The organism is Aminipila sp. (genome assembly GCF_032051575.1).
Classification (GTDB): domain Bacteria; phylum Bacillota; class Clostridia; order Peptostreptococcales; family Anaerovoracaceae; genus Aminipila.
In genome coordinates, this window is the sequence record NZ_DAMBYD010000010.1 from 119103 (window position 1) to 134379 (window position 15277).

The window sequence follows — 15277 nt, forward strand, 5'->3', positions numbered from 1 at the left end:
ACTCTTTTTTATTTTTTCAAAAAATATTGATTTGAAGAATTACTGCCATTCTCCCGATAGCGTGATTCCTTTTTTAATAAACCGCAGTGTATTAAATCTGCTATGGCTCTTTTTACTGTACTCTTTGACAACGAAGTATCTTTTGCAATGGTTTTAATAGCCGGCCAACATTCTCCTTCTGCATTGCTTCTGTCTTTCAAATACATATAAACAATTTTAGCACGAGAAGGCAGTTCTTCTCGATATATATTTCTAAAGAAACTCAAATTCAGCACCTCCCTATGTTCTTATCATTGTCTTGCGTTTAGAAATTGATTCTTTTGATTGCTCCATAGCAGGAGAATGTAATGTACCCCCTTGTTTACTTTGTTCTGCTGTTTCATCTTCTTCCTCTATTTCTAAAGCCATCGCTTGCCTCATAATGTTTTCTTCTAATTCCTCTTTATTAGCATAATAAACTTTACGATGTGATTTTTCTTCAGTTTCATATGGTTTTTCAAAAGTAATTCCCCAATCTAAAAACAATCTGAGTCTAGTTTTCATTGGATGCACACCTGTTTTCATAACTACAAAGTTACCTTTTGGAAGTGACTTGAGTTCATCTGCAGTAAGTAGTGGTCTTTCAATCATCTGTAAGCTTTGTGATGGATCATTTTTCCCTCTACTGATACTTCCACTCATAACTGTTCTGCTACCAAGTGCTTTTGACAGTACCTGTGCGGTTTCAGAATTTGGAGCAAATCCTCCAAAGATTGTCAACTGACAATTATCAGTTATTATTTCGCTACCTTCCTTTCCATAATTTTTATCAAGCTGTGCAAAGGATTGAATAATCGGTATCACAGAAATCCTTCGGGATCTACCTGCAGATAGCATCATTTCAAAGGATTCTATTTTGGGAATCGTTCCGATTTCATCAGCGTAAATCATTACTCTATTTGGGAGCTTACCACCATTCTCATCTGCTACCGTCAGCATTTCACGATAGAACTGTTGTAAGAACAGTGATACCATAAAATACTTGGTGTTATCTTCCTCTGGGAGTATGAGAAAGATTGCAGACTTTTCTTTGCAGAAAGTCTCAGCATCGATAGCAGTATTAAAACAAAGTATCTGCTCCATCTCGGAATCTAGAAAAGCATTAAGCCTTGAAAGCACTGTTGAAAGAACAGATGCCATTGCTTGTTCAGCAGAATTAAGAGCTGCTCCAGCAAACCACTTTGCCTTATGATTAGGTGGAAGCTTATCCATCAATAATTGGAACTGACTTTTCCCTTTAATGTTACTTGGCGCCATTAAATCTTGAACCATTTTAAAAACAGAAATAATGTGTCTTTTATCTACCATGTAACCATCTTCCTCTACTGGTGGAAGATATTCTGCAATTAAAAGAATCACCGCTGTAAGGAGTCCTTCGGCTGCATCATAGAAAAAAGCATTTTGTCCCATCGCCGCATTATTTCCATCGGTTAAAATAATTGTTTTAGATATAATTTTTGCATATTTCTCTGCTTTTGCCTTTGCAGGAAAATCATTATTATCTGCTCTGTATAAATCCATATATTTATTTACAAGATGCAAGAGATTATTTCCGTCACTTCTTGTAGGGTTTCTTAAATCAATGACCGCGATATTATATCCGTAATTCTCCTTTGCTACAGTTCCGTAATTTCTTGCTAGGTCACCTTTAGTATCAGTAGTAATAAAAGACATACCGCTTGCGCAGGCATACTCAAGGTTTGGGTATAGAAAAAATGCTGTTTTTCCTACACCGGCAGCACCTATCATAAGGCAATGTACATCTCCTGTATCAACTAACCCGGTTACTGATCCCTTATTTCCTTTACAGCCCACTACCAAACCTTGTATCGCATTTCCTTTAACATCTACAGGTAGATGCTTTCCATTTCTCCAAGCTTTTACATCAAAATGAATGTGCTCATAAGTTTCTTTAATTTCTTTTTTTGTAGAAAATCTTGCAACACCATGTTGTCCATCTCCTACCGTCTTCGATTTAATTCCACTTAAGGTATAGTAATTAGCAAGTAAGGATAATCCTCCTATAACAGAAAACATAATAGCGGTAGCAGCTATTAACATATATGTTCGTGAATTCATCTTTCACAACCTTTCTATAGATTAAGGCACAGGGATATCTCCTATGCCTCGTATGTTACGCCATTTTGAATGACGGATTTTGAACTTGTTTTTGATGTTCTAGTTCTAACTTGATAGTTGACTTTAAAAGTTCCAATGCTATCTTCTGATATTTTTTGGCAGTTAAAGCTTTATCTGATTCAGAAATAATTCCATCTTGATTTTTTAATGTTAACAGTTCAGTTTCTATATCATAAAGTGTTAAATACCACTTGCGCCTGTTTTGATATGCGCGAAACTCTTCACTCATTTTTTGAACAATTTCTTCTGAAGTCATTGTGATTCCAAGTTGCACGAATTCTTTTAATGTAAGACATAAAAAAATGGCTGATGCCATCTTCATAGCTTCAGCCTGTAATGCATTTGTTTTTCGAGACTTTTGGAAAGCATTTAAGCCATCCACATACTTAAATTCAATCTTTTTGAATTCTTTTATAATTTCTAATATCTCATTACAATGTTCATCTTTTATAAGGTATTGTGGGTGTTCTTCTGAAGGAATTGCAGTCAAATTCTGTTCTGCTTTCAAATCCTCATTCCAATCCTTTTGTTTGGAAAGTAGTCTATTGCAACCAATATTTTTTTCTTTCAGCATATCTGCTATTTTTTCACTTGCCTCAATTCCGGCAGTATCATGATCTAAGCACAAAATAACATGATTTAAATAAGGATTGATTTCAAGCATTTTAAATAATGCTTGCTCGGACACTCCACAAAGAGCAACATAGCTGTGCTTTTTCCAATCTGTATCTTTATGTACCGTGATAAAGGAAAGCATATCTATAGGAGCCTCAAATACATAGATTCTGTCACTAATTCCAAGGTAATGAAAACTATAACAAGGATTGCTGCTATTAATATTTCCCTTATAACTTTTTCCCTCGGTGTAAATACCTCTTTTATGGGCATGACAAGGAATACCATTTTCATCATAACCTACAAAAATGGCATTATGATACTCTTTGGTTTTATTTTTTGATTGCTCTTTACTCTCATAGATGAGTTTCTCCTTTGCAAAAAAGCTAACCACATCTCGATCAATGAATCTGTGCTTAATCAAATAAGCAAACACTCTACGCATTTCATTGTTCTTAGGTGGTAACTCAAACGGTTTTCTGATTTCTTCTTTTTTCTTTACCATAGAATATACTCCACCTTGTTCTCCGCCAAGTAGCATTGTTACTGCATCCGGGAAAACTAATCCATAAAAACTCTGAACGAAATCAATAGCAAGACCACCTTCTTTTGTAGCATGGTCAAACCATTCATTTCCCCTAACCGTAATACTATGATTACTTTTTAGTCTTTTTTCTCTACCTGATGGCAATAAGGTTTCACCTTGCATTTGTAGAAATTCTTCAAGGTCAACACTGTTTGCTCTTTCTTTTTGTTCCTTTGTAAAATGAATATATGTACCCATCTGCTACCCCCTTATTGTTTTCTATTCCCAATACGATGAAATGCAGTTTTTTTGATAGGGTAGCATTTCATACATGGTTTAATAGCTTGCTTTAAATTATATAAACTCTTTTTTTTATTAAAGCTGTTCTTCATAATGAATACCCTCACTTTTTGAATTTAGATATAAAAAACAGCCTTTCATTAATAGAATCGAAAGACTGCTTTTATTTAGAAATTTATAGGTTATTTTTATTAAAGAGTCATCCTCTCTTCATGATCATCTCTCTTATGTCCTTGAGCTATTTTCTTTCCTTTAAGCTTTCTAAGTAGTTTACTATCAATTTTTAATCCTACCTTAGATTTATTAAGCGGTATATTATCCTCAAATATTTTACTCATATGATGAAGCACTCGAGATGTACATAACCCTACTGATGGTTCTCGAAACTTATCTATGTTTTCAAGAAAAAATTTTGCATACTCATTTCCTTGCTCTGCCGATAGAGTAAAAAATTTTACTGCTGTTTCTTTATCTTTCGGAACATCCTTTCCAATCAGAAATAACTTTCCAAGAACATACTGAGCAAATTGATTTCCCTGTTCTGCTGACTTTGTAAGATACTCAATCGCTTTTTCGGTATCCTTAGGAATATCCACGCCCATCAAGTACAATTTTCCTAGCTGATAACTTGCCCATTCATTATTTTTTTCAGCTGATTGCGTTAGAAATGCAATTGCTTTATTTATATCCTTTGTAATTTCTTCATCTTTTAAATAAATCATTCCTAGCTTATATGCTGCAAACTCATTATCTTGTTCAGCCGATAAAGTTAATAATGTTATTGCTTTATTAATATCCTTAAAGGTATGTTTACCCTCCAGATAAATTCTACCGAGAGAGTATTGTGCGAACTTATTCCCACTGTTTGAAGCTATATGCATATAATCAATTGCTTTTTTCACTTCTTCATTAGTTGGATTATCTTCTTCAAGTATTATCTTAGCTAATGAATAACGGGCAAAAATGTTTCCAAATTTTGCAGACTTCTCAAAATACTCTTTTGCTTTTGCAATATCTCTATTTGTACCAATTCCATTTTGAAGCATCCATCCCAACCTGTATTGTATCTTATCATCACAACCTTGCTTTTCTAATTTTTCAAAACCTACAAAGGCTTTTTCAAAATAATGATTACTTTCATTTGCATCTTTATCAATACCAGTACCGTCACGATACATTTTAGCAACTTCAAAATCTGCATAAGGAAACCCTTGCTTTGCTGATTTTAAATACAATGAAAAGGCTGTTTGAAAATTTTGTTCCACTCCTTGCCCACGGTAATATAAACCACCAAGAGAATACTGAGCATACTTATATTTCTTTTCTGCAGATAAATTAAACCAATAAGATGCTGTTTTTAAGTCTTTCTCTGTACCAAGACCCTGTGAATACATTTTACCAATACGATACTCTGTATATTCCCATGCTTTTTGTGATTCAACTTTTTGAAATCTAGAAAGAGCCTTTTTATAATAATTATTAGCTTTGTCCATATCGATTTCTACACCAAGACCATCCGAATAGATTCTACCAATTTCAAACATCGCAAGAGCATTACCTTTTACTGATTCTTCCGTAAATAATTCTAGTGCTACTTTAAAATTCTGTTCTATTTCATCTGTACCAAACAAATACTCACGAGCCATTTTATACTCGTTAGTCCATTTCACATAAATGTGTCCTGTATCTAACCCGTCAGTATTGTTATCTTCCATTACCTCAAAATCTACAGTATCTTCAACAACTTCAGGGTTATCTGATTCTGCAAAATCATTGTTATAAAGAAAGGTATCAATATTCTCAATTTCAACAAAACTAATTTCTCCTTTGCTAAGTTTATCTGCCTCAGCAATAATTATATTTTTTATGGATTTAAATTCCTTCTGCTTTGATAATGGTAGAGGCTCTGAAGGTTCATCCATATAACTGTTCAGCACTTCGTTTCGCATTTCATACCATAGTTCATAAGCTTTAGACACTTTTTCTTCTTTGGAAAGTTCATCTACAATTTCATCAACAATTGCTTTCACACTTGGTTGCAAATATCCATACACTCTTTTGCCTTTGGTATGTTTCAACCTCTCTGTCAAATTTAAAAATAATTTCTCTATTTGTGTATTCTGAATCGTTCCTATTTTCATCTCCTGAATAAGCTGTAAAAGCATTTCTTTACTCTCGGCTTTTACCCTATCTCGTCTTTGGCTCTGTCCTGCATAAATTAATTGCATCTCATTTTTAAAGATATTTTTTACAAGACCTGACTTCATTTTTTCAATGCCCTTTTTCGTTAGATATCCATCTATCGGGTTAACGGAATAGCAAATCATATGAATATGTGGATGGTGACTCTCATTATGAAAAGCTGCATACCACCTAAAGTTTTCAACAGGAATTTTCATACTTTCCGCAATCTCTGGTGCATAATAGGATAACATATTGTGCCAGGCTTCAGCGTTATCAAATCCTGTACGTATGGCATCATCTCGCCTTAATGAAATTATGGGAGTCCACACATTTCCTGTGTGATTAGCAACTTCTTCTGAAATTCTGCTTAGTACAATTTCATCATCGCCACCTGTAAACAAGCCATGCGTACCTATTCTTTCAACCCTTGGCCGGTTTGCAATATAATCGACATAGTTTTCTCGCTTATTAATTTTATCAAGGTTTTGTTCTAATGCAATTGAAATAAAATCCGATGCATTTTCAATAGTTCTATTCTTAATATAATCTTCATATTCAAATAAGCTTTTTGTATTTGGAAATTCCTTTATAATTTGATTTATAAGATTATCTTGCTTTTGAGTAAAAGGAAGATTTTTATTTTCCACAGTTAATTTTTCCACACCATTTCTGTTAGCCATATAAGTTACAAGATTGGATAGATGAGCTGAAGTTTTTTTCGTTCCACTTTTTAAGTACGGGCACTTCAGAATAATTCTTGCCATTTAAATCTTCCTTTCTGCTTTTATTCCACAATGCCTTGTTGAAATTTCACTGCATCCTCCATGTTGATTTTTCCTCTTGTCTTTTTCACTTCATTTATACATCTGCCACGAAGTTTTCTCAAATCATCATCACTAATTTCAAGACCTGCGGCAAGAATATTCATCATCATTGACATTTCAACAGATAAGCGAAAGAGATTACTTGAATTTCTGTTTTCTGTTTCTCTTAAAGTCCCTTGTATTGCAGATACTAAAACTTTTGAAAGATATCCTGTCGTATTTTCACTTGCCAGATATCCCATATAAAATTGCAGTGCTTTTTCTATGAATTCACTGCGACTTTTGGCATTATCCGTTTCAAGCATAGAATCCATTTGTTCAATGGTTTCCGGATAAAGCCATACTGCAGTTCTATCCTTTGCTTTATGCTGAATTTGTTTCATTTCATCACTCCAATTCCTTTAATATTGTATTTGATCACCTCTTAGACCACTTTCAAGCCTTGTAACAATGCATTTTTACATTATTACGACCACCTACTTGTCCCAAAACAGCTTTTTCGACCACCTAACGTAATTGAGAGAAACGCTCGGCACTGCCGGGCGATGTGGTCGAGAGGAGGTCGCGTGCGACCACCTCTCTTTATCCTGCACCAAAATCAATTGGGGGGTTCACTCACCTTTTAGTCTTATTTCTCCTGAAAAATCAAGTATTATAAGGCTAAATCTACCCTACTAATAAATCTCTGCAAATTTGCCCACAAATCGTTTTATATTTCATTAATGATAACTTGTCCCACTCTCGTCCATACAATCGCACACAGAGGCAAATATCGCCACCAAAATGGTTTTATTCCTGTGGAGTTGATGTGGAAGTTGCAGTACCAGTATTTTTAGCTGGTTTTCTTGGTGTTTTAGCTCTACTTTCTTCCTCATTCTTTTCATCAATATATTCCCTGACATTGACCGGTACATATTTCTCATAAAGCTTTTGTAGTTGTTCTGCTAGTTCATCCTGCACATCAATCTCTTTCTTCTCCATATACTTCTTAATTGCTCTTAGCTTTTCTGCCTCAAGACTTACGCTAATAGTATCTTTTTTCATCCAAACATGCCTCCTTCTTTTTATTCAATTTTTAATAAATCCAGTTGCAAAAACAGAAAAGGAATAGTCACTACATACTCATGACCATTCCCTGATTTTCATCCTCTGTCTGCTCTTGAGACTCTTCAATTTCTTCTGCATTTGTAGTTTCTGTAGGAACTTCTGCCTGTTCACTTTGCACCCTTTCAGTCCTTCTTCTGCCACGATTAGAGGTAGTTCTTGGAGTAACTTCTGATGAACTTTCACTAATAGGGGCTGTTGTTTCCGTCTGGTTCTCCTGTTCATTATCATTTCTCTCTAGATATCTTCTAGTAGCTGATGGAACATATTTCTCGTAGATACTACTAATATGTTTTTGCAATTCTCCCTCTACAGTCAGATCCTTTTCGTTCATATAAAACCGTAATGCTTCTAACTTTTCTTTTTGAAAAGTTACCTGTAGCGTTGCTTTTTCCGTTGATATACTCATTCTCTAAATCCTCCTTTTCTACTTACATTTTCATATCCATACCTTGTGACTGTTCAAATTCTTCTATAAGTGATAGCTTATTATCCTTAGAACTATAACGGTAAATTGCATCAGATAACACTTCATCAGGTTCTACTTGGCTCTCATTTACTTCTGAAACCATCCTTTGAATAAATTCTAAATCTATATTTTCTTCTACCATAATATCTTCTTCTTTTATTATGATTACTTCATGGAGAGAAGATGGCAATACAATAAAATCTCCACCCAATTTCTCTGCAATAGAAGACATTACTTTTTCATCAAACATATATGCTGCACCTTGCATTCTTTTATCATTACTTAGTACCCACATCATATTTTCTCCTGCCATTTCCTCAAATAGCTCGACATCCTCTCCCATCAACTCTGCGATAATATCATTCATATTTTCAAATTTATACGGCAATATCCTTGGCATATTTCTTACTGCTTGGTCATGAACTTCTCTGTGATCGACACCCCAAAGTTTTAAATGTTCATTATTTAATAAAATACTTCCTGTACCTTCTTCCGATATGCATACATTCACCCGATACACAATTGCTAAATCCTCTCTTCTTTGATGGGGAATATCTTGTAATAACTTTTCATTTTTCTCTGCATTAATAACTGTATAATATAGGTTATCTTTCATATTGTTGTAGGTGAAGTCTTCTAAATTAAACTGCGGTGTTCTTTTTATTTCTCTTTGAAAAATCTTACCAATCTTACTCATAGTCTCCTCGACTTTCATACCTTCCTGATGTAAGTTATAAAAGGAATTCAGGTAAATATTAGGACATATATTACTTTCCCCACGCAAAGTAAGTCCTGTTAATTCCTCCCCATTATTTTTTCTGACCACATTAATTTCTGAATTTACATCCTTATATTCTTCTGGCAAATAATCTTTAACTTCTCTTTTTACTCTTTCTACATATTCATTAAATGTCATATGCATTCTCCTTTACTTTTGCTGTTCTCATTGAAACAGACTGCTTTTTATAGTTACCTTCATTACTACCTGCTACTTAAAAACTTATAATCTTATTTTAGAAATCAAATCCTATAAACTCCATCCTTGGTTGTGCCTCTGGTTCTTCTCCTGTGAATTCTTGAATTTTACCAAATTCTTGTGTGTATCTTTCTATTTGTTCATCACTTAGGGATACAAATTCTCCATCTTGGCTATCACCTACAATAAAAAAAGGACCAGCAATGATGTCATTACCAACCCTTCGATTTAGTTCCATTCCATTTAATTTTCCTTCTTCATTACATACCAAAATACAATTATCATCTAAATAAATACATTCAAATAATCCCTCAACCTCTCCTTGAATACCCTCCAAGTCATTCGCTATTTCTTTTTCATAAGGTAAGTTTTGTGGCTCAATCTTTAAGATACGAATTGTCTTTTCTATATTATCCATTAAATCATCCTCCTACATATTCATGTTTTGACTTGGCTTTATTTCTTCGTCTAAATTACTACAGTAGTCAAGATATATTGTCATATCAAAGCAGTCATCGAGTACTTCAATTTCTGCGATTTCATCTCTGCTTGTTAGTTCATCTAAGAGTAAAGTTCCAATACCATTGTTTTCTTTTACAACTAGCCCATGGGATTCTTCTATCTCATCAAAATAGATAGCCCAACTACCATTTGAAGTATTTTCAGCAGATTCCTTAATTATTTGCTCTGCAACAATAGAAATTTGCTTATCTATATATGGCTTAATGTTTGGCATAAATGCAACATATCTTGGATAATCATATCCTTGACTATCAATTAAAATTCCATCTCCACTATCTATATTTAGTGCAAGCAGTCCATGGATTTGTCCTGTGGAATCTATATACATTTCTTCTTTTCTATCTGCAATAAAGGTTCTGTCATCTAATAGATTGTTGCTAAATTCCTCAAATTCATTTTCATCCATTAATTCAATTCCATTAATCACACATACTTGTGCATCAAATGCTGAAATCTTTCGTTCAAATATTGCTTTTGTAGTTAGCATAAGCTCCTCCTCTTATTTTAAAATATGTGGTCTGCCATATAGAACCTGTTTGTTTGAATCAAATAAATCTCGATATACCACCTGTCCTTTCGAGTATGCGGCATCTATTACTTTCCCATTTCCAGCATAGACTCCTACATGTGTAATGTTCATAAATCTGCCGTTTGGCTTGTGACTCCAAAACACTAAATCTCCAGGAACTAAATCTTCTTTTGAAACAGTAAGGCTATTATTCACGCAAAATCTTCCTTGCTCCGCAGCAGTTCCAGGTATAATTATTTCAATCTGTCTGTAGCTCCACATGGTCAAATAGCTGCAATCTGTATAATTTCCTTGTCCTCTTCTTTCTTGTGAATAGGGGTCTCCAAGCCTTGACAAGGCAAGCTTTACTATCTCTGTTCCATTCTCTCCCTCTGGCAAATCATGATTCAATTGCTCTAATTCTTCTGGAGTAATGCTATGTGTCCAATCTCCCCATTCTTCAAATCCATCTCCTTCACTTGGTGCTGGAACTCCATACTTAATTCGGTAATAGATTTCATTGGCATTTGCCATATCCTCATAAGTAGTTACCTTTCCCATAATACTTTCAATATTTTTGTAGACTTCTGGGAGAGTATCAATTGGTACTGCCACAAGATATGTTTCTTCCACTTCATTTCCGTCTGCATCAATTATGGTTCTTGTTCGTTCCTCATAAGTGACAAAGCAGTCAATATATTTACCTTGATCTACGCCAGATGGCTGGTCAGAGGCGAAATACAGAGAATAAAAAATAGCCTTAATCCTTATTGTGTCCAGACTATCTCCATCTTCCATTTGACCATTTACTTTCTCTATTCTTTCATCAAGCATTGTAAAACTAATACGCATATCCTCTATCTGCCCTCGATATTCTTCTGGAATATTTCCTGATATAGCACCTCCATGAAAGGACAACCTAATAGCACTATTGTTATGGTTTGCTGTTCCAGAAAGCAGACCACAGATAATAACAATAATTAATATAAATGGAGATAGGATTGCAGCAATAGTCCACCCTATACCTTTTCTCAGCCTCTCATCTGATAATGCTGTTATAGCTGCTTTTGCAACAAGTCCTATGGTTGTAGGGTCTGCCATTTATGATCACCACCATTTCATCCCTAATAAATTTCCCTGTTCGCCTATATCTTTCATCTCATCCTCTATTTTACCTACAGTTTTATCTACTGCATTTTGTAAAATATCTGTATCAAATCCTGCATCAATATAGCCATCTTCAATGGATATTTTGTAACGTTCTGATGGTATTCCGAGTTCATGACCAGGTGTCATCACATAAACCATTGCTGAAACAGTCCTACCATTTAACACAATCTCCATATGTTCCTTTCCATAAAAATTAGGGTATCCTTCATACCTATCTAGTGATTTCTCATCTTCTGGTCGGATTCCCCACAGCAAAATGGGAACGCTACTTCCTTTACATGGTTCAATAGTTGCCACTGCACTATATCTTGAACCACGAAATACAAGCTCATAACCCTTTATTTCTGATGCCCCAATGACTCTTGCAGTAGGGCATCGTTGTTTCATTTGTGATAGATTTAAATTACTTCCATATGCGATATATAATATTTCTAGTCCTAACTCATTTAATTTATTATTTTTCATCCTGACCTCCTACTGATTCATAGACATAGTAAAAGCAGGAGATTCTTCCTCCTGCTCATCTATTTCCATATCATTATTTTGTATTTCTATTGTTTCTTCTTGTGGATTCGAAAGCTCAACTTCTCTCTTTTTCCTTAACCTTTCTTTCTGTGCTTCTGCCTGTTCAGGTGACTTCCATGCAATATTTCCTTCTAAATGGTCAAGGAGATGTTTCCTTGCTGTTTTAAATTCATCTCCTATTAAACCAAGTCTTAATAGCCATACTCTGAATGTATATTTTTCATTTTCTGATACAGTTTTTATTGGACTTGCTGACCTTTGGTTGTAGGCTTGAGCTGTAATAGCCATACAAAATTGCAGATATGCTTTCATCTTCCCAGCATGTAGGGAACCATTAAAGGCTCGAAACTCAATCGTTCCCTTTTGAAAGACAGAATGAAGATTCAAGCAATGGTATCTACTATCATGATAATGCTGATGACTGCCATCACTACCTTTGTACCATAACTTTTGGATTCCACTCTTTGTTTTTGGTTTCTGCTTATTTAACTTCTCCAAAAAATCTGTATCTATCTTTTTGCAATACCGTCTTTCCCTATCTGAATCCACCTGTAATGCCTTATATATCATATTCTCTTTTGCAGCTACAATATTAACAAGATTTCTTAATTGGTACGCTTCAAAAGGTGCCGCATTAATGTGAATATGGATTCCACAGGACTTATTACTAAATGCTCCAGCCTCTCTAAGTCTACGCACAATCTCCTGTATCTTTTCGATATCTTCATACTTACAAATGGGACTAACAAGCTCTACACTGTATTCTCTGTCAGCTATTTGCTTTCTATTTCCCACTTTTTTCTGACAGCTAATACTGCCGTCACTTACAAACTTCCACTTTCTATTTTCATTATCCCTTACACTATAAGTGTCATAACCACCACCTTCATGTTCAGCTATCTCACCCAGATATTCGGCAACTACTTCAGCAGCTCTTCTTCTTGTTATGCCTGTCATCTCAATTTCAATTCCAAAGTTCTGATCTCTTAAATCCACAGCCTCACCACCTTACCATTGCTTTTTTGCTTCGATGATGTCCTCAGCATTTTGAAATCCTGCATACCTAGAAGCAGTGACAATATATTCTGTAAGTCTTTCATTCCTCCAAGAGTCTATTAGCTGTCCTCGGCATATATCATAGAGTTCATTTATCTTTAGTATAGTGCTTTCAATAACTCTAGATACTTGGGTGGACTCTCCACCAGATAGCTTTAACTTATCAATATATTCATTAAGAATATGGTCAAATTCTTCAATATGCCTTTCATCATAATGGTTATATGCAAGGAAGGGATTTTCATATTCATCACCATTAATACAATGCTTTATCTGCTCCAATAATCTTGGTCGATTCTTTGTTTCTGCCTTTAAATACTGTTCCATAAAACAAAGCAAGTCATTATCCCTGTTTGGAGTATATCTGATGCATACCCTCAAATCATCTATAATGCCTTGCTTTTGTTCCCGGTAGGATTCGATTTTTTCTTGTTTCCTTACCCATTCTACACTTTCAATAGTCATTACCTTCCACCTGCCTTTCCAAATAACTTTTCTTTATATGCTGGAGCATGGACAGCCAAATTGTAACGTTCGTTACCGCATTTATATAAGCATACCCCTCGCTGTGGAAATTTAATAAGATTATATTCTGATTCTTCAAGCTGTAAGGTATCCACATAAAACTGCTTATCAATATTTCCTGCGTTAAATAAAAAAGCGTGTGCTGGAATTGAAAACAGCGGTTTAGTTAGCTCCTTAATGCCTTCAATATTGAAGTCCTCAAGGTTTTGACTGCTAAGTATTACGGCTGATTCTTTCTTTCGCACTCGCTTCATAAAATTACGTATATATTCTATTGCAGTAAGATTGGTAAGGAACAAATACAATTCATCAATTCCAGCTGCAGTATTTCCTTCCGTTAATAGTTTATCTGACATAAAGGATAATACATTAAACAGTAATGCGTTCTTTACATTTTTACTAGCCTGTAATAACCCTTTTACACCAAATACAATAAACCGATTGGAGGTTATATTGGTATGTCCGTTGAAAAATTTGCTTTCTGCACCTTGGCACATAGAATGAAGTCCAAGCAAGATTTCTTGTAGTAATTCTACTGTGTAAAGCTGATATTTTCCCTTGTCATAGCCTTTATATTCTTCCTCTATTAATGTATAAAGGTCTGAAAGGATAGGATAATCAACAGATTCTAATCGATTGAAATTAGTGCTGTCAGTGATACTCCATTTGGTGTAGAGTTTGCCAAGCATAATTTCTATAACATCAATATGCCTATCATCAAAGTCTTTATAACAATGAAAGAAGTCTTTTAAAAAACTAATATGCTGACTTAGCTTTGTTGCTTGTCTGAATGCAATAGGAGCATCTTTATCCTGTGGACTGCCACCCTCATCCCAAGTTTTTGGTTCTAATGGATTTATCATATATTCTCCACTCATTAAATCTACAAAGCATCCACCTATATTTTCTGCTAGTTCCACATACTCATGCTCTGGATCTAAGCATATGACATTCTTTCCTGATTCTAAAATATTGCATAATATTAACTTTAATAAATAGCTTTTACCTTGTCCTGAATTACCGAGAATTAGGATACAAGGATTTGTTTTATCATCATCTCGTTTATCAAAATCTACGAGAATATTAGAACCAAATTTATCTCTGCCTAAATAAAATCCATTGCTATCAGTCTTACCTGAATAGTTAAAGGGATATAGATTTGCTACTGAGGATGCTGGAAGTACTCTTTCGTATTGACTGCCAAATATGTTTCTCCCTGTTGGGCCAACACATAAAAAGCCTTGCTGTTGTCTAAGTATAAGTCTATCTACATTTAACTTAGAACGAACAAGCTCCGTTAATATATCGGTCTGTAGCAGTTTCAAGCTGTCATAATCAATTGCGATAAGTTCAATATATACAGCACAATGAAGGAGTGGTTCTCTATTTCTATGCATTGTTGATACAAGGGTAACTACATCTTGTAAGTTGCTTTCTGCTGTTACGGTCTGCTGTAAATCATTTGTATTTGCTGTATTCATCCTGTTTTTATTAGCTGCATTATGGATAATTTTCTTTTCTTCGTTTGGAGTTACTTGTCTTGTATAGATTCTGAGGGTAACCCCATCCTTTTCTCCTAAATGACGAAGGATTGCTTGTTCACTGGTACTTGTAGGATATTCACGGAGTGCCCATACACATCTGTAGGTGTTGCCACAGATAAAATGGTCTGTGTAGAATTTGATGATGGATGGAGCTATCATGTCTACAAATGTTTTAACTTTCTCATCTTTCATGATTGGTGACTTCTTTTTTACCATAGTATCTTCTTGCCTCCCTTTCTTTTTCTGTACTA

At 34.7% G+C, this 15277-nt stretch carries 15 protein-coding genes; all 15 read right to left on the minus strand.

Annotated elements, in window-relative coordinates; all coding sequences use genetic code 11:
* Window positions 1-8: 8 nt before the first annotated feature.
* Window positions 9-266: a helix-turn-helix domain-containing protein gene (locus tag RTW14_RS14305; RefSeq protein WP_312652594.1), complete on the minus strand. Its 258-nt coding sequence runs from the start codon at window positions 264-266 to the stop codon at window positions 9-11.
* Between the two features lie 13 nt (window positions 267-279).
* The gene (locus RTW14_RS14310; RefSeq protein ID WP_312652596.1) at window positions 280-2118 is read right to left on the minus strand and encodes a VirD4-like conjugal transfer protein, CD1115 family; all 1839 of its coding nucleotides are present in this window, start codon (window positions 2116-2118) and stop codon (window positions 280-282) included.
* 55 nt (window positions 2119-2173) lie between these two features.
* Complete coding sequence (locus tag RTW14_RS14315; RefSeq protein ID WP_312652599.1) at window positions 2174-3577, minus strand: DUF3991 domain-containing protein; 1404 nt, start codon at window positions 3575-3577, stop codon at window positions 2174-2176.
* A 233-nt stretch (window positions 3578-3810) separates the two neighbouring features.
* Window positions 3811-6567: a MobP3 family relaxase gene (mobP3, locus tag RTW14_RS14320; RefSeq protein WP_312652601.1), complete on the minus strand. Its 2757-nt coding sequence runs from the start codon at window positions 6565-6567 to the stop codon at window positions 3811-3813.
* A 20-nt stretch (window positions 6568-6587) separates the two neighbouring features.
* Window positions 6588-7010, minus strand: coding sequence for a hypothetical protein (locus tag RTW14_RS14325; protein WP_312578852.1), 423 nt, complete (start codon window positions 7008-7010; stop codon window positions 6588-6590).
* Window positions 7011-7416: 406 nt separating this feature from the next.
* Window positions 7417-7671 (minus strand): DUF6103 family protein, encoded by a 255-nt coding sequence (locus RTW14_RS14330; protein WP_312652603.1) that lies wholly within the window; start codon window positions 7669-7671, stop codon window positions 7417-7419.
* 70 nt (window positions 7672-7741) lie between these two features.
* The gene (locus RTW14_RS14335) at window positions 7742-8140 is read right to left on the minus strand and encodes a DUF6103 family protein (RefSeq protein WP_312652606.1); all 399 of its coding nucleotides are present in this window, start codon (window positions 8138-8140) and stop codon (window positions 7742-7744) included.
* Window positions 8141-8162: 22 nt separating this feature from the next.
* Entirely contained in the window at window positions 8163-9116 is a 954-nt protein-coding gene (locus tag RTW14_RS14340) for a DUF5688 family protein (protein WP_312652608.1), read from the minus strand.
* Window positions 9117-9213: 97 nt separating this feature from the next.
* On the minus strand, window positions 9214-9594 hold the full coding sequence (locus tag RTW14_RS14345) for a DUF3846 domain-containing protein (RefSeq protein ID WP_312652610.1): 381 nt from the start codon (window positions 9592-9594) through the stop codon (window positions 9214-9216).
* 12 nt (window positions 9595-9606) lie between these two features.
* Window positions 9607-10185, minus strand: coding sequence for a DUF6329 domain-containing protein (locus tag RTW14_RS14350; RefSeq protein ID WP_312652613.1), 579 nt, complete (start codon window positions 10183-10185; stop codon window positions 9607-9609).
* Between the two features lie 12 nt (window positions 10186-10197).
* Window positions 10198-11307 carry a C40 family peptidase gene (locus RTW14_RS14355; RefSeq protein WP_312652615.1) on the minus strand — a complete coding sequence of 370 codons (1110 nt, stop codon included), beginning with the start codon at window positions 11305-11307 and terminating at the stop codon, window positions 10198-10200.
* Window positions 11308-11313: 6 nt separating this feature from the next.
* On the minus strand, window positions 11314-11841 hold the full coding sequence (locus RTW14_RS14360; RefSeq protein ID WP_312652617.1) for a gamma-glutamylcyclotransferase family protein: 528 nt from the start codon (window positions 11839-11841) through the stop codon (window positions 11314-11316).
* 9 nt (window positions 11842-11850) lie between these two features.
* On the minus strand, window positions 11851-12897 hold the full coding sequence (locus RTW14_RS14365) for an amidoligase family protein (RefSeq protein ID WP_312652619.1): 1047 nt from the start codon (window positions 12895-12897) through the stop codon (window positions 11851-11853).
* Window positions 12898-12909: 12 nt separating this feature from the next.
* A complete protein-coding gene (locus RTW14_RS14370; RefSeq protein ID WP_312652621.1) occupies window positions 12910-13422 on the minus strand; it encodes a hypothetical protein in 513 nt (170 codons plus the stop codon).
* The gene (locus RTW14_RS14375; RefSeq protein ID WP_312652623.1) at window positions 13422-15242 is read right to left on the minus strand and encodes a VirB4 family type IV secretion system protein; all 1821 of its coding nucleotides are present in this window, start codon (window positions 15240-15242) and stop codon (window positions 13422-13424) included. Before RTW14_RS14375 ends, RTW14_RS14370 begins: the two co-directional genes overlap by 1 nt.
* Window positions 15243-15277: the final 35 nt, after the last annotated feature.